At 62.6% G+C, this 19,965-nt stretch carries 13 protein-coding genes; 9 read left to right on the plus strand and 4 right to left on the minus strand.

Going from position 1 to position 19,965, the window contains the following annotated elements:
* The first annotated feature begins 172 nt into the window (after nt 1-172).
* The 3 genes from P3T25_RS33800 to P3T25_RS33810 are packed head-to-tail and all read left to right on the plus strand — an operon-like array spanning nt 173 to nt 6,010.
* Complete coding sequence (locus tag P3T25_RS33800; RefSeq protein WP_154563751.1) at nt 173-1,366, plus strand: efflux RND transporter periplasmic adaptor subunit; 1,194 nt, start codon at nt 173-175, stop codon at nt 1,364-1,366.
* A complete protein-coding gene (locus P3T25_RS33805; protein WP_429361334.1) occupies nt 1,363-4,485 on the plus strand; it encodes an efflux RND transporter permease subunit in 3,123 nt (1,040 codons plus the stop codon). Before P3T25_RS33800 ends, P3T25_RS33805 begins: the two co-directional genes overlap by 4 nt.
* 4 nt (nt 4,486-4,489) lie before the next feature.
* Nucleotides 4,490-6,010 (plus strand): efflux transporter outer membrane subunit, encoded by a 1,521-nt coding sequence (locus tag P3T25_RS33810; protein WP_429361336.1) that lies wholly within the window; start codon nt 4,490-4,492, stop codon nt 6,008-6,010.
* 766 nt (nt 6,011-6,776) lie between these two features.
* Here the strand turns inward: P3T25_RS33810 and P3T25_RS33815 are convergent.
* Nucleotides 6,777-7,628, minus strand: coding sequence for a lipid A biosynthesis lauroyl acyltransferase (locus P3T25_RS33815; RefSeq protein WP_234475406.1), 852 nt, complete (start codon nt 7,626-7,628; stop codon nt 6,777-6,779).
* 447 nt (nt 7,629-8,075) lie between these two features.
* Entirely contained in the window at nt 8,076-10,577 is a 2,502-nt protein-coding gene (locus P3T25_RS33820; RefSeq protein ID WP_154563743.1) for a penicillin-binding protein 1A, read from the minus strand.
* 443 nt (nt 10,578-11,020) lie between these two features.
* Here P3T25_RS33820 and P3T25_RS33825 point away from each other — a divergent pair, with 443 nt between their 5' ends.
* The 3 genes from P3T25_RS33825 (at nt 11,021) to P3T25_RS33835 (ending at nt 14,053) form a co-directional block, all read left to right on the plus strand.
* Nucleotides 11,021-11,635, plus strand: a complete 615-nt coding sequence (locus P3T25_RS33825) for a hypothetical protein (protein ID WP_154563741.1) — start codon at nt 11,021-11,023, stop codon at nt 11,633-11,635.
* 461 nt (nt 11,636-12,096) lie between these two features.
* Nucleotides 12,097-12,777, plus strand: a complete 681-nt coding sequence (locus P3T25_RS33830; RefSeq protein ID WP_097392886.1) for a PspA/IM30 family protein — start codon at nt 12,097-12,099, stop codon at nt 12,775-12,777.
* 85 nt (nt 12,778-12,862) lie between these two features.
* Nucleotides 12,863-14,053: a tetratricopeptide repeat protein gene (locus tag P3T25_RS33835; RefSeq protein WP_171927589.1), complete on the plus strand. Its 1,191-nt coding sequence runs from the start codon at nt 12,863-12,865 to the stop codon at nt 14,051-14,053.
* A 107-nt stretch (nt 14,054-14,160) separates the two neighbouring features.
* On the opposite strand, the gene P3T25_RS33840 is transcribed toward P3T25_RS33835, so the two are convergent.
* Complete coding sequence (locus P3T25_RS33840; RefSeq protein WP_171927590.1) at nt 14,161-14,838, minus strand: TetR family transcriptional regulator; 678 nt, start codon at nt 14,836-14,838, stop codon at nt 14,161-14,163.
* 145 nt (nt 14,839-14,983) lie between these two features.
* On the opposite strand from P3T25_RS33840, the gene P3T25_RS33845 reads away from it, so the two are divergent.
* From P3T25_RS33845 to P3T25_RS33855, 3 genes are all read left to right on the plus strand, one after another.
* Nucleotides 14,984-16,474: a flavin-containing monooxygenase gene (locus tag P3T25_RS33845; protein ID WP_429361340.1), complete on the plus strand. Its 1,491-nt coding sequence runs from the start codon at nt 14,984-14,986 to the stop codon at nt 16,472-16,474.
* A 120-nt stretch (nt 16,475-16,594) separates the two neighbouring features.
* Nucleotides 16,595-17,584 carry an alpha/beta fold hydrolase gene (locus P3T25_RS33850; protein ID WP_429361342.1) on the plus strand — a complete coding sequence of 330 codons (990 nt, stop codon included), beginning with the start codon at nt 16,595-16,597 and terminating at the stop codon, nt 17,582-17,584.
* 528 nt (nt 17,585-18,112) lie between these two features.
* Entirely contained in the window at nt 18,113-19,516 is a 1,404-nt protein-coding gene (locus tag P3T25_RS33855) for a methyl-accepting chemotaxis protein (protein ID WP_429361344.1), read from the plus strand.
* A gap of 168 nt (nt 19,517-19,684) precedes the next feature.
* Here the strand turns inward: P3T25_RS33855 and P3T25_RS33860 are convergent.
* On the minus strand, nt 19,685-19,965 hold a 281-nt coding region (locus tag P3T25_RS33860; protein WP_429361346.1), incomplete at its 5' end, for an integrase core domain-containing protein.

Below are 19,965 nucleotides of genomic sequence, written 5' to 3' on the forward strand. Positions count from 1 at the left end.
AAATACAGGTGTGTATTAGAATGCACCCATCCATTCGAAGTCAGACCCGTATGTCAATCGCATGTTTTGGCCCACGTGTCTTCGCTGGCGAGCCGCTGCGGCTTGCCGTGTTCGTTCGCTGTCTCCAGTTGGGGTAATTGTGAAGCGTCCCGGTCCTCCCGCATCGTCTGCGATGCGCCAGCAGTCCCATCGGTATGCCCGTTCTGCGCGTCTGCGCCGCGCAGCATTTGCCCTCGCGCTCGCCGGTATGGTCACGCTCGCCGCGTGCTCGAAGAAGGAAGCGGTTGCGCCCGCGCCGCGTCCGGTGGTCGCCGTCGCCGTGCATGCGGACGGCAGCGCGACAGCCGCGGCCTCGTTGCCCGGCGAAGTGCAGGCGCGCTATTCCACCCCGCTGTCGTTTCGCGTCGGCGGCAAAATCATCGAGCGGCGCGTACGCTTGGGCGACGTCGTGAAGAACGGGCAGATCGTCGCCCGGCTCGATCCGGCAGATGCGCAAAAGAATGCCGCCAGCGCGCAGGCTCAACTCGAAGCCGCGCAACACAGTCTCGTGTATGCGAAGCAGCAACTCGATCGCGACCAGGCACAGGCGAAAGAAAACCTGATCGCGCCCGCTCAGCTCGAACAGACCACCAACGCGTACGCCTCAGCCGCCGCGCAGCGCGACCAGGCCGCGCAGCAGGCGGCGCTGTCGAAAGACCAGTTGCAGTACACCACGCTCAGTGCCGATCACGCCGGCGTGATCACGGCCGAACAGGCCGACACCGGCCAGAATGTGTCCGCGGGGCAAGCCGTCTATAACCTCGCATGGAGCGGCGATATCGACGTCGTCTGCGACGTGCCGGAAAGTGCGCTCGCCGCGCTCTCGGTCGGGCAGACCGCGCAGGTCACGCTGGCCGCGCTGCCGGGCCGCAGCTTCAAGGCGCGCGTGCGCGAACTGTCGCCCGCCGCCGATCCGCAAAGCCGCACTTACCGCGCCAAGCTCACGCTCGACAATCCCGGTCCGGACGTACGCCTCGGCATGACCGCCGACATCGCGCTCGCCGCGCCGTCGCCCTCGGACTCATCTGCCGACGCAACTGGCAACTCAGCTGCCAACGCCTCGGCGAGCCAGAACGGTTCCTTTACTGTGCCCGCCACCGCCCTGTTCCACGACGGCGCGCGGCCGGCCGTGTGGGTCGTGCGCGCCGCGGACAACGCGCTGGAACTGCGCCGCGTGACGGTCACGCGCTATAACGAGCGCACGATTGTGATCGGCCAGGGGCTCAAGGATGGTGAGCGCGTCGTACTGCAAGGCGTGCATACCGTGACCGCCGGCGAAAAAGTCCACGTGATCCCGCCGCTGCATCCCGAGGACTTCGCTTCATGAGCACCACGCCTGAAGAAGGACACTTCAACCTGTCCGCATGGGCGCTGCGCCATCAGGCGCTGGTCGTTTTCCTGATCGCGCTCGCTACCGCATTCGGCGTTCTCGCCTATACACGTCTTGCCCAATCCGAAGATCCGCCCTTCACGTTCCGCGTGATGGTGATCCGCACCTTCTGGCCCGGCGCGACCGCGCGCCAGGTGCAGGAACAGGTCACCGACCGCATCGGCCGCAAATTGCAGGAAACACCCGCCATCGATTTCGTGCGCAGCTACTCGCGCCCCGGCGAATCGTTGATGTTCTTCTCGATGAAAGACTCGGCGCCGGTCAAGGACGTGCCCGAAACCTGGTATCAGGTGCGCAAGAAAGTCGGCGATATCGCCACGACCTTGCCGCCAGGCATTCAGGGCCCGTTCTTCAACGACGAATTCGGCGACGTCTACACCAACATCTGGACGCTCGAAGGCGACGGCTTTTCCGCCGCACAACTGCACGATTACGCGGACCAGTTGCGCACGGTGCTGCTGCGTGTTCCGGGCGTCGGCAAGGTCGATTATTTCGGCGATCCGGACCAGCACATCTACATCGAGATCGCCAACACGCAACTCACGCGCCTTGGCATCTCGCCGCAGCAACTCGGCCAGGCGATCAATTCGCAGAACAGCGTCTCGCCGGCAGGCACGCTGACCACCACCGACGACCGCGTGTTCGTGCGCCCCACCGGCCAGTTCAAAGACGTCAATGCGCTCGCCGACACGCTGATCCGCATCAACAACCGCTCGTTCCGTCTCGGCGACATCGCCACCATCAAGCGCGGTTACGACGATCCAGTCGCCACGCAGATGCGCTCCGGCGTCAAGGCGGTGCTCGGCATCGGCGTGACGATGCAGGCGGGCGGCGATGTGATCCGTCTGGGCAAGGCGCTCGATCAGCAGATGGTCACGCTGCGGGCCTACCTGCCCGCCGGTTTGCACCTGGTCGAAGTGTCGAGCATGCCGAACGCGGTGGCGCGTTCGGTCGACGATTTTCTCGAAGCCGTCGCCGAGGCGATTGCGATCGTGCTGGTGGTCAGCCTGCTGTCGTTGGGCGTGCGCACCGGCATGGTGGTCGTGATCTCGATACCTGTCGTGCTCGCCGTCACGGCGCTGTGCATGTATCTGTTTGACATCGGACTGCACAAGGTGTCGTTGGGCACGCTGGTGCTCGCTTTGGGGCTATTGGTCGACGACGCGATCATCGCAGTCGAGATGATGTCGGTGAAGCTGGAGCAAGGCTGGACCCGCACGCGCGCCGCTGCCTATGCATACACGAGCACCGCTTTCCCGATGCTGACCGGGACGCTCGTGACCGTCTCCGGCTTCCTGCCGATCGCGCTCGCCAAGTCGAGCACCGGTGAATACACGCGTTCGATTTTCGAGGTGTCGGCAATCGCGCTGATTGCGTCGTGGCTGGCCGCCGTTGTGCTGATTCCGTTGCTCGGCTATCACATGCTACCGGAGCGCAAACGCCAGGCACACGAAGCGGAAGATCACGAGCACGACATCTACGACACGCGGTTTTACAAGCGCCTGCGTGGCTGGATCAGCTGGTGCATCGAACGGCGTTTCGTCGTGCTGGCGATCACCGTCGTGCTGTTCATTCTGGCCATGGCAGGCTTCACGCTGGTGCCGCAACAGTTCTTCCCGAGCTCCGACCGGCCCGAGTTGCTGGTGGACGTGCGCCTGCCCGAAGGCGCGTCGTTCGAAGCGACATTGCGCCAGGCAGAGCGGCTCGAAAAGGCGCTGGTGGGCCGTCCGGAAATCGATCATACGGTGAACTTTGTCGGCACCGGTGCGCCGCGTTTCTATTTGCCGCTCGATCAGCAATTGCCGCAGCCGAATTTCGCGCAGTTCGTGATCACCGCGAAATCCGTGAAAGATCGCGAGAAGCTCGCGCAATGGCTCGAATCGGAATTGCGCAACAACTTTCCGGCGATCCGCACACGCCTGTCGCGCCTCGAGAATGGTCCGCCGGTCGGCTACCCTGTGCAGTTCCGCGTGAGCGGCGACGATATCGCCACCGTGCGCTCGATCGCCGAGCGCGTCGCCGCGACCATGCGCGCCGACCGCCGCACCAGCAACGTCCAGTTCGACTGGGACGAACCCGCCGAGCGCTCGGTGCGCTTCGAAGTCGATCAGAAGAAGGCCCGCGAACTCGGCGTGACCTCCGAAGACATCTCGAGCTTCCTCGCGATGACACTCTCCGGCTACACCGTCACGCAGTATCGCGAGCGCGACAAGCTGATCAGCGTCGATCTGCGCGCCCCGAAAGCGGAACGCGTCGACCCCGCGAAGCTCGTCACGCTGGCGATGCCCACACCGAACGGCCCGGTGCCGCTCGGCACGCTCGGCCATCTGCGCAACGACCTCGAATACGGTGTGATCTGGGAACGCGACCGGCAACCTACCATCACCGTGCAGTCCGACGTCGCGCCTGGCGCGCAAGGGATCGACGTCACGCATGCCGTCGATAAAGCCCTCAGCCAGATTCGCAGCACGCTGCCGGTCGGCTACCGGATCGAGATCGGCGGCTCGGTCGAAGAAAGCGGCAAGGGGCAGACGTCGATCAACGCCCAGATGCCGATCATGATCATCGCCGTACTGGTGCTCCTGATGGTCCAGTTGCAGAGTTTCGCGCGCGTGCTGATGGTGGTGCTGACCGCGCCGCTCGGCCTGATCGGCGTGGTGTTGACGCTGCTGCTGTTCGGCCAGCCGTTCGGTTTCGTCGCAATGCTTGGGGTGATCGCCATGTTCGGCATCATCATGCGCAACTCGGTGATTCTCGTCGATCAGATCGAGCAGGACATTGCAGCGGGACACAAACGTTTCGACGCGATCGTCGGCGCGACGGTGCGGCGTTTCCGGCCGATCACGCTGACCGCGGCCGCGGCCGTCCTCGCGCTGATTCCGCTGTTGCGCTCGAACTTCTTCGGCCCGATGGCGACCGCGCTGATGGGCGGCATTACGAGCGCGACCATCCTCACGCTGTTCTATCTGCCGGCCCTGTACGCCATGTCGTTCAGAGTGCGCACCGACGAGCGCGAGCCGCCGGCGCCGTCCGCCACGACGCATTCGGGGAACTGAGATCATGGCTATCCTTGCATTCCCTCGACACGTGCGCCTCACGCTTCTCGCAGGCGCTGCGCTGACGCTGGCCGCCTGCTCGTTCGGCCCGAACGGCGAGCCGCCCGCCATGCCGCAACCGGCTCACTACGGCGCCGAAGCGCAACCGACGCAAACCGTACCCGCACAAGGCATCACCCAGCAATTCGTGGTCGGCGCGAAGCCCGTGCCTGAATGGTGGAAGCTGTATCAATCGGAGGCGCTGAACGCGCTGGTCGCCGAAGGCTTGCGCAACAGCCCAACGCTCGCCGCCACCGACAAGAGCCTGGCTGCCGCGCGCGAGCAACTGCGCGCGCAAATCGGCAGTTCGATGCTGCCAACCATCGACGCGGGCGGCCAGGTCACCCGCAATCGTGCGCTGGCGATCCCTGAGGCAGGTCCGAATACGTTCCTGTACAACATCTTCGTCGGTCAATTGCAGGCGCACTACACGTTCGACCTGTTTGGCGCCGCGCGACTCGCCGACGCCGCCCTCGCCGCCCGCGTGAACGTGCAGGCCTATCAGTTCGACGCCGCGCGCCGCGCGCTGGCCGCCAACATCGTGACAGCGGCGATCACGAGCGCCGCATTGCGCGCGCAGATCGACACAACCGAGCGGCTCGTGACGCTTGCCAACGATCAGGCACGTGACACGCAACGGCGCTACGTACTGGGCGCGGTCTCGCACGCCGATCAGTTGAGCGCGCAACAAAGTGCGGCGAGTCTGTCGGCGAGTTTGCCGGGCTTGAAGCAGCAATGGCTGACGACGCGTCATGCGTTGGCCGTACTACTCGGCCGCACACCGGACGCGGCCCCGGACGACCTCGATCTTGCGCAACTGCACGTGCCTGGACAGGTGCCGGTTGTGGTGCCCTCCGAACTGCTGCGCACCCGCCCCGACATTCAGGCCGCGGACGCCGCCTTGAAGGCCGCGGCGGCCGATGTCGGCGTGGCGACGGCGCAGATGTTCCCGAGTCTCTCGCTGAGTGCCTCGATGGGACAAGGCGGCTTTAGCTGGCCGGTGGCGCTATCCGGCGCGGGAGCGATATGGAGTATAGGCGCCTCCTTGTCACAACCGCTGTTTCACGGCGGCGCCCTGTTTGCGCAGCGCCGCGCGGCCGTCGACACCTATGACGCCACGGTTTCGCAATACAAGCAAACCGTACTGACCGCATTCCAGAACGTCGCCGACACGCTCGCAGCACTCCAGCACGACGCACAAGCGCTCGACGCCGCGAACATTGCAGCGCGCTCGGCGCAAGGAATTTCCGACGAAACGTCGGGACGCTACCGACTGGGCGCGTTGCCGATCGCATCGACGCGCTCGAGCGAACAGCAGTTCCGCAACGCGCAGCTCGATGAGATCCGCTATACCAGTGCACGGCTGACGGACACCGCGGCCCTGTTCCAGGCGATGGGGAATCCGCCATTGGGGGCGGGGCAGGCTACATCTGCGTCTGCGCCTGCGCCTGCTACGGCCGCGGCGACCGTGGACGTGTCGAACTAAACCTGGGATTCCGTAGTTATGGCTGCGGACTTATCCCCAGTTTATGTTGATGAGGCTGTTGAAAACTATCTGACAAGCGGGCTAACACGTTGAACGCGCTGTGATATTTGGGCACGGTGCGGAATGAACCAGGGGGTGCTGAATGTGCCTCTTGATTCTGGCCGCAGCCATTGGGATGCCTCACCATGCCACAACGTTATCCCGAGTTTATGTTGACAGGGCTGTTGATAACTACGGGGCTACGCGCTTAAGTGCTTGATGCAGATCGGTTTGTTGCTTGGGGTGCAGGCTGATGCAGGGGGTGATCGACTACGCGCTACGCGCCTCGCGACGGCGGGCGTATTGCGGAGGGACGCCTTATCCACAGATTTTGTTGAAAGGCATGTTGATAACACCTGGACATCCGGAGTAAGTGCTTGAGCGCGCAACGAAATCGGACGTAGATCTTTCAGGCGCCGCCCAAACAGCGAGTGGATTTAAGAACTACTCTTCGGCGCGCGCAGCGCCGCCGGAAGTATGACGCCCTTGTCACAAGCGCAAGCAGGTGCACGAACCCAGATTCCAGATGCACCACTACCCGTAGCAGACCACGGTGCCCACTTAGCAGGAGTGGTTTGAGCCGCTTTCTTTTGCCTACTTTTCTTTGCGGCATGCAAAGAAAAGTAGGTGCCGCCCCGCACAGGGGCAACGCTAATAGACCACTAGCAAATCAAGGAAAGGCCAACACCGTGCGCGTACAGATATAAGCGCCGCACAGGCAAAAAAATCAATAAACCCCAGCCTCCCCAGCAGGCCGATGCTTAAACCTCTTATGCACCCAATAATACTGATCAGGAATCCGACGCACCTGCGTCTCAAGAAATTCGGTAATCCGCCGAGCATCGACAGCAACATCCTCCGAAGGAAAATCCTTTAACGCTTCGAAGATAGTCAATTTATAGCCCCGATAATCCGGCAAAACCTCAGTCACAAAAGGCACAACCCGAGCATTCCCAGCCTTGGCCATCCGCGAAACGGAAGTAAGCGTACACGCAGGCACACCAAAAAACGGCACAAACACCGAATCCCGCAACCCAAAATCCATATCAGCAGCCAGCATGACAGGCTTGCCATCCCGCAGCACACGCAAAGCCCGCCGCACACTATCGCTACGCGGAATCATCTCCGTACCAAAGCGCCCACGCTGCCGCTTAGCCATCGCATCAAGCAACAAATTCGACATCGGCGTATACAAAGACGCAACCGGATGCCGCGTCGAATACATCATGCAACCCGCCTCGATACCGACAAAATGGAAGCCGACAAAAATCGTCGGCTGCCCCTCCATGTCGGTCAGATCGATCGCGCTCTCCACTTCGACCAGGCGCGCCAACGCCTGCGCATTGCCGAACCATTGGGGACCGCGCTCGACATAACTGCGGATCACATGACAGAAATGCGCGCGCGCGAGACGCTCGCGCGCGTCGTCGCTCATGTCGGGAAAGCACAGTTTCAGATTGGTATGCACGACGCGCCGGCGCGCGCTGGGAATCCGGTACAGCAACGCACCGATGCCGGTGCCGATGCGCGCGACAACGCCATATGGCAGGAAAGCAAACGCGCGCAGCAGACCTGTCATCAGACAGACGAGTATTCGACTTTTCACGAGGCAACGACCCGGTGGATGCTGTGTAACAAACACGCCGGCCGCGGCAACCTGACGGTTGCCCACGGACGAAGTGGCAGGCGCGCGCGTCAAACGGGTCTTGCGCGGCGGGACTTTCGAAGATGGGTGTCTCGCTCGCGGCGAGACACAGCAGTGCTGGAGGCCGAAACCGCTTAGGAATCGGGCGTCCGTATAGGACCCAATATAAAAAGCATCGCAGGCGTGATTAAAACACACTGCACAGCGCAGGCACAAAATCTGCGGGCGGAGCTTACCCGAATACCGCCACTCAATCCGCGGCAGGCAACGGTTTCCCCGCCCTTTCAAAAACTTGCGTGTGCGGCCCCGGACAGGCCGCACACACTCGCTACGCCCCTAAGCGAGCCTCTAAGAAAGTCCCCTTGGGGGGACTGGCGAACATCAAGGCTTGTTCGTCTCGAACAGATCCATGATCTGCTTCTTCTCATTCGACGAGACATTCGGCGGCGGCACCGCCGGCGGCGTCATACCCGCCGGCCCCACGCCACCCACCGCGTCGCTCACACCGGCGGTCGGATTCGCGGAATCCAGACCGATGCTGGCCACGAAACCATTGCCCGGCGTCATGTCCGTATAGAACAGCTCGCCGTCGACCGCGGTCACGCCGTCCGGTTGCGCCGGCTCGCTTTGCGGTATGCCGCGCAGCGCACGCTGCATGTACTCGACCCAGATCGGCAACGCGAGCTGTGCACCGAACTCGCGGCTGCCGAGACTCTTCGGCTGGTCGTAACCCATCCACGCCACCGCCACCAGCGATTGCTGATAACCGGCGAACCAGCCGTCCTTGGCGTCGTTGGTCGTACCCGTCTTACCCTGCAGGTCCGAACGATGCAGCACGTTGGAGCCCGCACCCGTGCCGGCCGTGGCCACCGAGTGCAGCAGGCTGTTCATGATGTAAGCGTTACGCGGTTCGAGCGTACGCGGCGCATCCTGGCCAGCGGTCAACGGCTGTGCCTTCGAGAGCGGTACGCCACGTGCATCCGTCACTTCGTTGATCAGATACGGATTGATGCGGTAGCCACCGTTCGCGAACACCGAGTATGCGCCCGCCGATTGCAGCGGCGTGACGAGGCCGGCGCCGAGCGCCATCGGCAGATACGGCGGGGTCTTGTCGGCGTCGAAACCAAAACGCTGCGTGACAAAATCTTGCGCGTACTTGGTGCCGATGAACGACAGGATACGGATCGACACCAGGTTCTTCGATTTCTGCAGCGCGAGGCGCAGCGGCATCGGACCGTCCGGCTGGTCGTCGTCCTTCGGCTCCCACGCGTCACCACCCGGCGTGCTCGGCGGGAAGTACAGCGGCGCGTCGTTAATGATCGTGGCCGGTCCGAGACCCTTGTCGAGCGCTGCCGAATAGATGAACGGCTTGAAGCTCGAACCCGGCTGACGCCACGCCTGCGTGACGTGGTTGAACTTGTTCTTGTTGAAGTCGAAGCCGCCCACCAGCGCGCGAATCGCACCGTCCTGCGGCGTGAGCGAAACTAGCGCGCCTTCCACTTGCGGCAGTTGCGTGATCTGCCAGTTGCCCTTGTCGTCGGCGACGAGGCGCACGATCGAACCCGGCTTGATCTTCGTGGCGGCCGCCGCGCGCGCGGAGAGCGCACCGGCTGCAAAGCGCAGACCGTCGCCGCTGATGGTCACTTCCGTGCCGTCGACCAGCTGCGCCTTCACCTGCTTCGGATTCGCGTCCGTCACCACGGCGGCGATGATTTCGCCGTTGTCGGGGTGATCGGTGAGCGCGTCGTCGATGGTCTGATCGCGGTCGTCGCCCGGTGCGGGCAGTTGCACGAAGCCTTCCGGCCCGCGGTAGCCGTGGCGCCGCTCGTAGTCCATCACGCCCTTGCGCACTGCGCGATAGGCGGCGTCCTGGTCGGCGGAATCGATCGTGGTGGTGACGTTCAGGCCGCGCGTATAGGTTTCGTCCTTGTACTGCGCGTACATCATCTGGCGAACCATTTCCGCGATGTACTCAGCATGCACACTGTATTCGTTGCCCGGATTCTTGGTGTGAATCTCTTCCTTGACCGCCTGGTCGTACTGATCCTGACTGATGTATTTCAGCTCGAGCATGCGCTTCAGAATGTATTCCTGACGGATCTTCGCGCGCTTCGGATTGACCACTGGGTTATACGCGGAAGGCGCCTTCGGCAAGCCGGCCAGCATCGCGGCTTCAGCCAGCGTGATGTCTTTCAGATCCTTGCCGAAGTACACGCGCGCGGCCGCGGCAAAACCGTACGAGCGCTCGCCCAGATAAATCTGGTTCATGTAGACCTCGAGGATCTGATCCTTGGTCAGCGCGCGTTCGATCTTGTACGCCAGCATCATTTCGTAAATCTTGCGCGTGTAGGTCTTCTCGCTCGAGAGGAAGAAGTTGCGCGCCACCTGCATCGTGATCGTGCTCGCACCCTGCGAGGCGCCGCCATGCGTGATGTCGGAAATGCCCGCGCGCAGAATGCCCACGAAATCGACGCCGCCGTGCTCGTAGAAGCGATAGTCTTCGATCGCGAGCACCGCCTTCTTCATCTGGTCCGGAATGTCCTGGAAGCGCACGATGCTGCGCCGTTCTTCACCGAACTCGCCGATCAGCACGTGATCCGCGGTGTACACCCGCAACGGCACTTTCGGGCGATAGTCGGTCAGCGCATCGAGCGACGGCAGTTGCGGCCCCATCACCACGAGCGCATAACCGACGATCAGTGCACCCACCACGGCAATGGTCGCCAGCAGACTGACAAACCAGATGGTGATGCTCGCACCGATCGAACGGCGGCCGGGCTCAGCGTCGCGCGAAGCAGCGTTGCGTCCTGGAGTGCGGTGGTAGGCGTCCCGGTCGTCACCAGCCGGAGAATTTGAAGAATGCGGTCGTTTGATGATTGGCATGACTGGAATAGTGGGCGCGTAACTGAACGCGTGAGGCGCAAAACACCGCGCGGCCCTATGCCCCCGGGCGACCGCACGGCACGCCCGTGACATCGTCCGGCGCAACGCAACAGCGCATTTTAAAGAAATCAGGCGCCGTCCAAGACAGTTTTTTTGTAAGAATTCCCTTCGCGCGGCGCCATGCCGGTAGATCGCGGCAATTGCACGCGCTCCCGGCGCCACTTGCCCAGGTTATCAACAGAAATTGTTGAAAGGCCTGTGGACAAGCCCGCCGCAAACGCTACAACCCGTTGATGTCACGGGATTTTCATGTCGCGCCCGTTCCGCATCGGTGCAACTCGTCATATGATGGACACGGCGCGGGGGTCGACACCGACACGCGCGACGGCGTACGCCAGATTCACGCCTTGATTCGCCAATGCCAACAAGTATGCGAGCCGACCATGAACAAGCCCAGCGAACGCATCGTCGTATTCGTCACGACCGCACAGAAACGCGCGATCGCCGCCACCGCCGAAAACCTGGGCATTAGCGTCAGCGAACTGATGCGGCGCGCGGTGTTGAGCTTCGGCGCGACCAGCGAACAGGTGAAAGCGGCCAGCATTGTCGACCGGCTGCGTGCGCCGCGCGCGCCGGACGCGCTCGACGCGGCGCTGCAACGGGTCGCGCGCGGTACGCGCCACGCACGGGCAGCGCTTCCGGAGGCCTTTCAGACTCACGGTGACAACGAAACCGCTGTGCCGGCGGAAAGCGCGGCGGCATCGCACGCGGATGAATTGTTGGGCACGGCCGCAGGCGCGGGCCCAGCGCCGTTGCTGCCGGCCGGTGTATTGGCCGCCCTCACCGCCACCGCCGAGGAAATAGAAGCCGCCGCGGCAGCCGAAGCCGTGGCGCGCGTCGCCGCGGCCGAAGCGGCGTCCATTGCCGGTTCGGCGCAAAAACCGGGCGACGTGGACACGCCTTTGCGCCACGTGCTTAAACGCCCTCGCCTCGACGCCACGCGCGACGAAGACGATCCACAAAGCGATCCGAGCACGGAAGGCGGCCGCTTCGCCTGAATCGGAAGTGCCACCACGGTCAAGCGCCCCAACCCACCGCGCATTGATGCGCTGTTGAAGCGCAAGCACGCCGTCGATACACCACGCCTGTTCACATCCGCGACACTCGCCGCGCCGACACTCGCCGTGCCGATGCACGTCGCGGATGCCCGCCGCACGGTGCCCGCCGCGCACAAAGTTGGCGATTGTGTCATCGCGCCCTTTAAGGCGGTTTTAAGAGAATGCGTGGTGTAATATCCGCCGACGGCTGAATAAGCCACCGCGCGTTTTAACCACTGAGGCTGTTGGCCATTCGGTTTCAAAACGTAAATTTGTGGCACCACTATTGCAATTGGCGAGTGTGCCCCGAACTCCGGTCCGAACGCTGCGCAGCTTCTCGCGCAGCGGCGTAAAGTAGCATTTGAAAGCAGTTAAAGCGCGTGGGAATTATTCAGCGCCGATTTCATTCTTTGGAGGTTTTCATGTCGCTTTTTGACAGCATTTCGCGCACGCTTAAAGGTCTCCTGAACGACGCAGCCGATTCCGTGCAGGATCCGTCGCGCGATTCGCGCCAGATCGTGCGCGAACTCGACGAGAGCATCGCTAAAGCCGAGAACTCGCTGATCGAGATTCAGGCACAGGTCGCCACGCAGCAAAGCAAGCGCGATGTCGCCGCCGACAAGGCAAAGAAGTACGAAGACGGCGCGAAGCGCGCGCTGCAATCCGGCGACGAAGCGCTCGCACGCGAAGCCCTCGGCGCGCAAGCCACGGCCGAAGCTGAACGCGATGCGCTGGCGAGAGAACTGACCACGCTGGAGCCGTCCGTTGCCCAGTTGAAGAGTCAGATCGACGACATGCGTGGCCGTCGTAACGACCTGAACGCGCGCTCGAACATTCTGCAAGCCAAGCAGCAGATCGCTCAGGCCAAAGATGTTGCCGCTACTGCGTTGGGCGGTATCGGCGGCAAGAATCTCTCCGAGGATTTCCAGAAGCTGGAAGACAAGGTTGCGTTATCGAACGCCCGTTCCGACGCACGCCTGAATTCGGCCGACGTTAAGACCGGCAAGGCGCTCGACGACAAGCTCGCGGATCTGAACCGCGGCCCGTCAGTCGAAGATCGTCTCGAAGCGTTGAAGAAGCAGATCAACACGCCGGCTCAGTAATTGCGTCAGCAGTGCATACCGGTGGCCGTTACGAGCGCCATCGGAATCGACTGAAGGAGACGGGTGCATCGCACCCGGTCCGTAAATGAAAAAATTTCTCGCAAGCGCATTCGCCTCACTGCTGTTCGTGTCGGCCGCGGCGTTCGCTGTGCCGACGGTCCAGCAGATCGAATCCGCCATGTCGCAAGGCAACTGGCAGCAGGCCGATGCCGGTTTGAGCGAAGTACTGCAGGCGCATCCGAACAATGCGCGCGCGCACTACCTGTACAGCCAGGTGCTCGATCGCGAAGGCCGTTATGCCGACGCCCTCGCCCAGATCCAACAGGCCAAGACGCTCGATCCGCAAATCCGCTTCACCGACCCGACCCGTTTCGCGCAAACCGAAGCGCGCATCCGTAAGGACGCGGAACGTGCTGGCGGCGCCGGCGGCAACACCACGAGCCGCGCGGCCAACCCGTTCGTACAGCAGAATTCGCCGGCGGTGCAGCAGCAGTCGGCGATAGCGCCGCAAGCGCCGCAACGGCATGGTCCCGGCATCGGCATGTGGGTCGGCATCATTCTCCTGATCGGCGTGATCGCGCTGGTGTTGCGCTGGACCTTGCGCCGTGCCCGCACGCAAGACGATTCGCGCGCCGACGACGATCGTCGCGTGCAGCTCAAGCGCGCAACCGAAATGCTCAACGCCGTGCGCTCGTTGAAGCTCGACGTGAAGCTCTCCACCGTGCAAGGTCATGAGGCGCTGGAGAAGGAAGTCGAATCGACCGAAGACCAGTTGCGCGGTCTCGTCGAAACGCTGTCGAACAGCAAGAATCCGGTGCCGCCGTATCAGCTCGACGAACTGGAACAGCGCATCGGCAGCCTGCGCGCCCGCGCCGAAGGGCGGCCCGATCCGTATGCCGCGCCGGCCGCCGGCACGCAGCAGTCGCCGTATGCGCAGGAAGCAGAGCGTTTCGGCAACCCGCCGCAGCCGTATCCGCAACAAGGACCGTATCAGCAGCAGCCGCAGGTCATCGTGCAACAAGGTGGTGGCGGTTTCGGCGGCGGCATGGGCGGTCTGCTGACCGGCGTGTTGCTCGGCGAGGCGCTGAATTCCGGGCGTGAACGCGTCGTGGAGCGCGACGTGATTGTCGATGACGAAACGCGTCGCCGCGGCAGCGACGGCGGCAATGGCGGCGGCCTCGACTTCGGCCAGGGCTCGAACGACTGGAACGACAACAGCGGCGGCGGCGTCGACATGGGCAGCAACGACGATTCCGGCGGCTGGAGCGATACCTGAGAAACACCGCGCTGGATGAGATGCAGTCAATCAAACGCTAATCGATCAAGCTGCAATGAAAACAGGCTCCTGCACGGAGCCTGTTTTTTTATGTCGATTCCCTTCATTCATGCGGGCGCCCTGACCGGCTCATGCTGCGCTAGCAGCACCGAACCAGCAAACAGCCGGACGATGAAACGCTCCGCATACGCGACCAGCGCGTCCCGGCGCGCGGCATTCCCGTCGATGTACTCCGCCGAAAGATGAAACAGCAGCAGCACGATCTGCGTGCAGACTTCGTCGACGGTTGCGCGGGCGAGCGTCGGCATCAGTTGCAGTTGCACGACGTCGTCCGCCATTTCCGCCGACACCTCGTGGAGGTTTGCCCGCACCGCTTCGCGCAGCGCCGGCGACGTGCCGTGATACTCGGCCAGCGCGCTCAGAAATGCCTCGCGATTCTCCAACGCAAACGCGAAGAACGCCATGCACGCGCGACGCGGCACGCTCTGCGGCTCGTCGTGCGCGGCCAGCCAGCGCTCGCGCCGCAGCATCGGCCGCAAGCGGCGGCTCACCGATTCGACCGCTTCGCGCGCCAGCGCGTCGAGCGTGTCGAAATGGCGGTAGAACGTGTTGGGATTCAACCCTGCCTCGCGCGCCAACTCGCGCAGACCCAGACTTGCAAAGCTGCGCCCGCCCGCGGTCAAACGCAACGCGGCTTCGATCAGTTTGCGCTTGCCGGGCGGAAGGTCCAGCCCGGCAACAGCGCCATGGTCGGCGGCGAGCGCCGCTTCGGGTGAGGGTTTCATGAGCTTTCAGTCGGAGTGCGGCTTGCGCGTTTAATAGTCGTACTCTAAACGATCTTGACGCGAGGTGTACAGTTGTCTACCCTGCGCGTTATACGTCTGTAGACATATGTAGACACCTGAACTTTGCCGACTTCGGAGAGCCGCCGTGACGCCTGCTTCAACTGCCCAACCCGCCGCGCCGCGCATTGTCATTGTGGGCAGCGGGTTTGCGGGCATCGGCATGGCGATCCGCCTTCAGCAGATGGGCATCACGTCGTTCACGATTTATGAGGCGGCCGGCGATGTTGGCGGCACGTGGCGCGACAACACCTATCCCGGCGCAGCCTGCGATGTGCCGTCCCATCTGTATTCGTTTTCGTTCGAGCCGAATCCGGCGTGGTCGCGCGCGTTCGGCAGCCAGGCGGAGATCTTCGCTTACCTCAAGCATTGCGCGCGCAAATACGGCGTCGATCGTTACGTGCGTTGCAATGCGCGCGTGGCCTCGGCGCGTTTCGACGAAGCGCGGCAGATATGGCAGGTCGAGATCGATTCGAACGGTACGCGCGAAAGCATCGAGGCCGATGTCGTGATCGCCGCGAGCGGTCCGCTATCGCGGCCGGCCATGCCGCAGATCGCCGGGCTCGAGCGCTTCGAAGGCAAGCTGTTTCATTCCGCGTGCTGGGATCACGACTATCCGCTCGAAGGCAAGCGCGTAGCGGTAATTGGCACCGGTGCCAGCGCAATCCAGTTCGTGCCGCAGATCCAGCCACATGTCGCGCAACTCGAACTGTTCCAGCGCACCGCACCGTGGATCATGCCCAAGCCCAACAAGCCGATCGGCCCGCGCGCACATTGGCTGTTCCGGCATCTGCCGTTCACGCAGCGCTTCGTGCGCAATGCGATCTACTGGCAGCTCGAATCGCGTGCGATTGCGTTCGTCGTCAATCCGAAACTGATGAAGTTGCCGATGAAATTCGGCTTGAGCTACCTCGAACGGCGCGTCAAGGACCCGGCGCTGCGCGCCAAGCTGACGCCGAACTACCGGCTCGGCTGCAAGCGCGTGCTGCTGTCGAGCGATTACTATCCGGCGCTCAGCCAGCCCAACGTCGACGTGGTGACGACCGGTATCCGCGAAATCACCACCGACGGCATCGTCACTAACGACGGCGCGCATCACCAGGCCGATGCGATCATCTGCGGCACGGGCTTCCAGGTCAACGACGTGGGTGCACCGTTCAACGTGACCGGTCTCGACGGCGCCGACCTCGGCGCGATGTGGCTGCGCGATGGACCGGAGGCCTACCTCGGCACCAGCATCGCCAACTTCCCGAACTTCTTCATGATCGTCGGCCCGAACACCGGGCTCGGCCACAACTCGATGATCTACATGATCGAGTCGCAAGTGCAGTACATCGCCGATTGCCTGCGCGTATTGCGCCGACGCAAGGCACGCACGATGAACCTGCGGCCCGACGTTCAGCACGATTTCAATGCGCGTCTGCAGAATGAGATGCAGCACTCCGTGTGGGTCAGCGGCTGCCATAGCTATTATCAGACGAAGAGCGGCAAAGTCACAACGCAGTGGCCGGGCTTCACGTTCAGCTTTCGCAAACGCACGCGGCGTGTGCGGCCGCACGATTATCGCTTCGTGCCATAGAAGCATGCGGCGGCTGAGGGGCTGCTCGCGATGCGGAGGTGGGGGCCGATACCGGCTCAGATGCTGAGTCTGTGGCAGACGCAGAAACAATCTAATTCAAACTAAAGGGAGACAACAACCATGGCAAGCATCGAATCCGCAACGCCCGCATCCACAGCGCCGCTGCGCCCCCGCTCGCTCGCCGCGCGCCTCGGCATCACCAGCGTGCCGCGCACCGAATTGCAGCGGCGCTACACGCAAAGCGGTTCCAAGTTCGTCAAGATCATGGGTGCCGACGTGCATTACGTCGACGAAGGCAGCGGCGATACGATCGTGATGATTCACGGTTTCGCATCTTCGTTGCATACGTGGAATCGTATGGCCGACGAACTCAAGCGCGGGCATCGCGTGATCCGCCTCGATCTGCCGCCGTTCGGCGTGACCGGACCGCTACGCTCGCACTCCGGCAAAATCGAAACGATGAACCTGCCAACCTACCGGCGATTTATCGACACGTTCATGCAGGCACTCGGCATCTCGCGCGCGACGCTGATCGGCAACTCGCTCGGTGGCCTGATTTCGTGGGATTACGCAGTACGTCATCGCGAGGCCGTCGAAAAGCTCGTACTGATCGACTCAGCCGGTTTTCCGATGAAGCTGCCGATTTACATCGGCCTCTTCAATAGCGCGCTGGTGCGGGTCAGTTCGCCGTGGTGGCTGCCGGAAGTCATTATCAAGAGCGCGGTGCGCAACGTGTATGGCGATCCGCACAAGATCGATGCGGTGACGCTGCGGCGTTACGTCGAGTTCTTCCACGGCGAAGGCACGCGCACGGCGATCGGCAAGATGGTGCCGACGCTCGACTTCAAGGACGTCGATACCGAAGTGCTGAAGACGCTGAAGGTGCCGTCGCTTGTGCTGTGGGGGGCGAAGGATCGCTGGATTCCACCTGCGCATGCGGCCGAATTTGCGAGCCGTATTCCGGGCGCGAAATCGGTGATGTACCCGGGACTCGGCCATATTCCGATGGAAGAAGCCCCTGAGCGCGTAATGACCGATCTGCGCGCGTTTCTCGGCACGAACGATGCTGCTGCGCCGGCTGCTGAAAGCGTGCGCCGCGCGCCGGTCTGACCCTTTCCTGGACGATGCGACGGCCGTATCGTCGCATCGTCTGGCGATCCCGCCGATTCACCGATTCAAGCATTCTCCGATCCGCACCCATGCGCGCATGGCCGCGCTGTTGACGCACCGCCGGCACACGACGATGGGCTCTCAACCGCCTCCGAGCAAGCGCAACAGTCCCCAGAGAAACTTGCAGAGCATCACGATCAGCTCCCACAGGTGGTAAAGCTGCTGCCATCCTGAGACGCGTGCGAAGGAGTCGATCATGGTCCGCTAATGAGTGGGAAGGCTGCGAGAAATGGCAGGCACAGCCACTTGCGGGGCCGGGCCTCTCTCAGGCCGGGCCGTCGCACGCGCGCTGTGTGCCGGGCTGTGGCAGCGCTCTCGCCCTGCCGGACCCCACATCATAACGACCGCGGGATACCCCGTATCAAGTTGTTTGCAAGTTTGCCGTCAATACTTCGGGAAGACGCGGCATCCGTGCTGGATGAGCGCACGAATTGACTCAGCAAACCGCGCCATCAAGGAGACACGACCATGACGCGCTTCAGCTTCCGCCGGGCTGCCCGTTCGCAGACTGTGGTCGGCGATATTGCCGCCCACGCCGGCAAACTGGGTATTGAAATCTGCGACGTATCTGGCCACGTCGAAGAAGTGGCTGCGCGCGTGCAGCGCCAGGCACAGGTATGCCGCGCGCTGCGCGAATCCGCTGCCGTCACGCTGGCGGGCAACCACCGCATCGCCGCTGCCGCGCGTGAAATGCGCAGCGTGTCGGCTGAAGCCGCAACCGGCGTGCAGGCGTCGCAACAGACACTCGAAGCGTCGCTTGCCGATATCCATGGGCTGGTGGAAGGTGTGACGGTGATCGAGAGCCAGATTGGCGCGTTGCGCAGCGCGTTGGCCCATGTGAGCCGCGTCTCCGAGGAGATTTCGCTGATCGCCCGCCAGACGCATTTGCTGGCGCTGAACGCCGCGATCGAAGCCGCGCGCGCCGGCGACTCCGGCAAAAGTTTCGCGGTAGTAGCCGCCGAGGTGAAGAACCTGTCGGCGAAGACCGCGCAGGCGACCGGCCAGATCGAGACGACGCTCGCGCAACTCACCCAGCAGACCGAGCAGCTGATCAGCGAGGGTTCGGTGAACACGGCGCGCGCCCATCGGGTCCGCGAAGGCACTCGCAAGATTGGCGACGTCGTGCATGCGACGGGCGATGCGATTACGCAGCTCAACGACGAGGCTGGACAGATCGCCACGTTGACCGGCGAGATCGAGACGCAATGCAATGGGCTCGAGGCTCAGGTGCTGGAGATGGCGAGCGGCGTCGAAGATTCGAGTGAAAACTTCGTGCAGGCGAAGGACCGGCTGGGGAATCTGCTCAGCGTGTCCGAGACGCTGATCGAGCTGACCGCGGCCACGGGGGTCGAGACGACGGATACGCGGTTTATCGAAGCCGTGCAGCGGGCTGCGGCCGAGGTGAGCAAGGTATTCGAAGCGGCTGTCGCTCGGGGCGAAGTGTCGATTGAGGATCTGTTCGATCAGCACTACGTGCCTGTTGCCGGGAGCAATCCGGCTCAGTTCATTACGCGGTTCACTGCGTTTACCGATCGGGTTTTGCCGGCTATTCAGGAGCCGTTACTCGGGCTGGATCCACGCGTGGCGTTTTGCGCTGCTGTGGATGTGCGTGGGTATCTGCCTACGCATAATCTGAAGTTTTCTTTGCCGCAGCGCGAGGATGTGGTGTGGAATATGGCGAATTGCCGGAATCGGCGGATGTTCGATGATCGCACTGGGATTGCGGCTGCTTCGCATGTTAAGAAATTTTTGCTGCAGACGTATCGACGCGATATGGGTGGGGGGCAGTTTGTTTTGATGAAAGATGCGTCGGCGCCCGTGTTTGTGGGCGGGCGGCATTGGGGTGGGGTTCGGGTTGGGTATAAGGTTTGATGGTTTTCTTCTTGCGTGGCGCTTTTTGGCCGTGTTCTTGGGGCTTTGGCCTTTCCTTGTTCTGGCTTTCGTGCCTTTCCTTGCATTGTTAGTGGTCTATTAGCGTTGCCCCTGTGCGGGGCGGCACTGTAGTGGTCAAGTAATCTTGGACACCGACAAAGGAAATTGTTAAAAAAATGAAGCCTCGTGCCGCACCGGCGGCACTCCGTTCGTTGCCGAATGGATCCGCCGGCAGTTATAAAAGTCGTCGATATAGGCCTTGATGTCGCGTTCGGCTTCTGCGTGATCGAGGTACCCCTTTGGGTTCAGCCATTCACTTTTCAGGCTTCTAAAGAAGCGCTCCACGACCGCGTTGTCCCAGCAGTTCCCCTTTCTGCTCATGCTCTGAACCATGTCGTTGGCCTTCAGTTCGCCCACAAAGTACGCGCTGGTGTACTGACAACCCTGAT

The sequence above is a fragment of the Paraburkholderia sp. GAS32 genome, from assembly GCF_050434225.1.
Lineage (GTDB): Bacteria > Pseudomonadota > Gammaproteobacteria > Burkholderiales > Burkholderiaceae > Paraburkholderia > Paraburkholderia madseniana.

What these genes read in the sequence shown, in the direction of transcription:
- P3T25_RS33815 (WP_234475406.1), bottom strand. Translation starts at nt 7,628, where the DNA reads ATGACAGGTCTGCTGCGCGCGTTTGCTTTCCTGCCATATGGCGTTGTC.
- P3T25_RS33850 (WP_429361342.1), top strand. Translation starts at nt 16,595, where the DNA reads ATGGCAAGCATCGAATCCGCAACGCCCGCATCCACAGCGCCGCTGCGC.
- P3T25_RS33830 (WP_097392886.1), top strand. Translation starts at nt 12,097, where the DNA reads ATGTCGCTTTTTGACAGCATTTCGCGCACGCTTAAAGGTCTCCTGAAC.
- P3T25_RS33800 (WP_154563751.1), top strand. Translation starts at nt 173, where the DNA reads ATGCGCCAGCAGTCCCATCGGTATGCCCGTTCTGCGCGTCTGCGCCGC.
- P3T25_RS33825 (WP_154563741.1), top strand. Translation starts at nt 11,021, where the DNA reads ATGAACAAGCCCAGCGAACGCATCGTCGTATTCGTCACGACCGCACAG.
- P3T25_RS33810 (WP_429361336.1), top strand. Translation starts at nt 4,490, where the DNA reads ATGGCTATCCTTGCATTCCCTCGACACGTGCGCCTCACGCTTCTCGCA.
- P3T25_RS33855 (WP_429361344.1), top strand. Translation starts at nt 18,113, where the DNA reads ATGACGCGCTTCAGCTTCCGCCGGGCTGCCCGTTCGCAGACTGTGGTC.
- P3T25_RS33820 (WP_154563743.1), bottom strand. Translation starts at nt 10,577, where the DNA reads ATGCCAATCATCAAACGACCGCATTCTTCAAATTCTCCGGCTGGTGAC.
- P3T25_RS33805 (WP_429361334.1), top strand. Translation starts at nt 1,363, where the DNA reads ATGAGCACCACGCCTGAAGAAGGACACTTCAACCTGTCCGCATGGGCG.
- P3T25_RS33835 (WP_171927589.1), top strand. Translation starts at nt 12,863, where the DNA reads ATGAAAAAATTTCTCGCAAGCGCATTCGCCTCACTGCTGTTCGTGTCG.
- P3T25_RS33840 (WP_171927590.1), bottom strand. Translation starts at nt 14,838, where the DNA reads ATGAAACCCTCACCCGAAGCGGCGCTCGCCGCCGACCATGGCGCTGTT.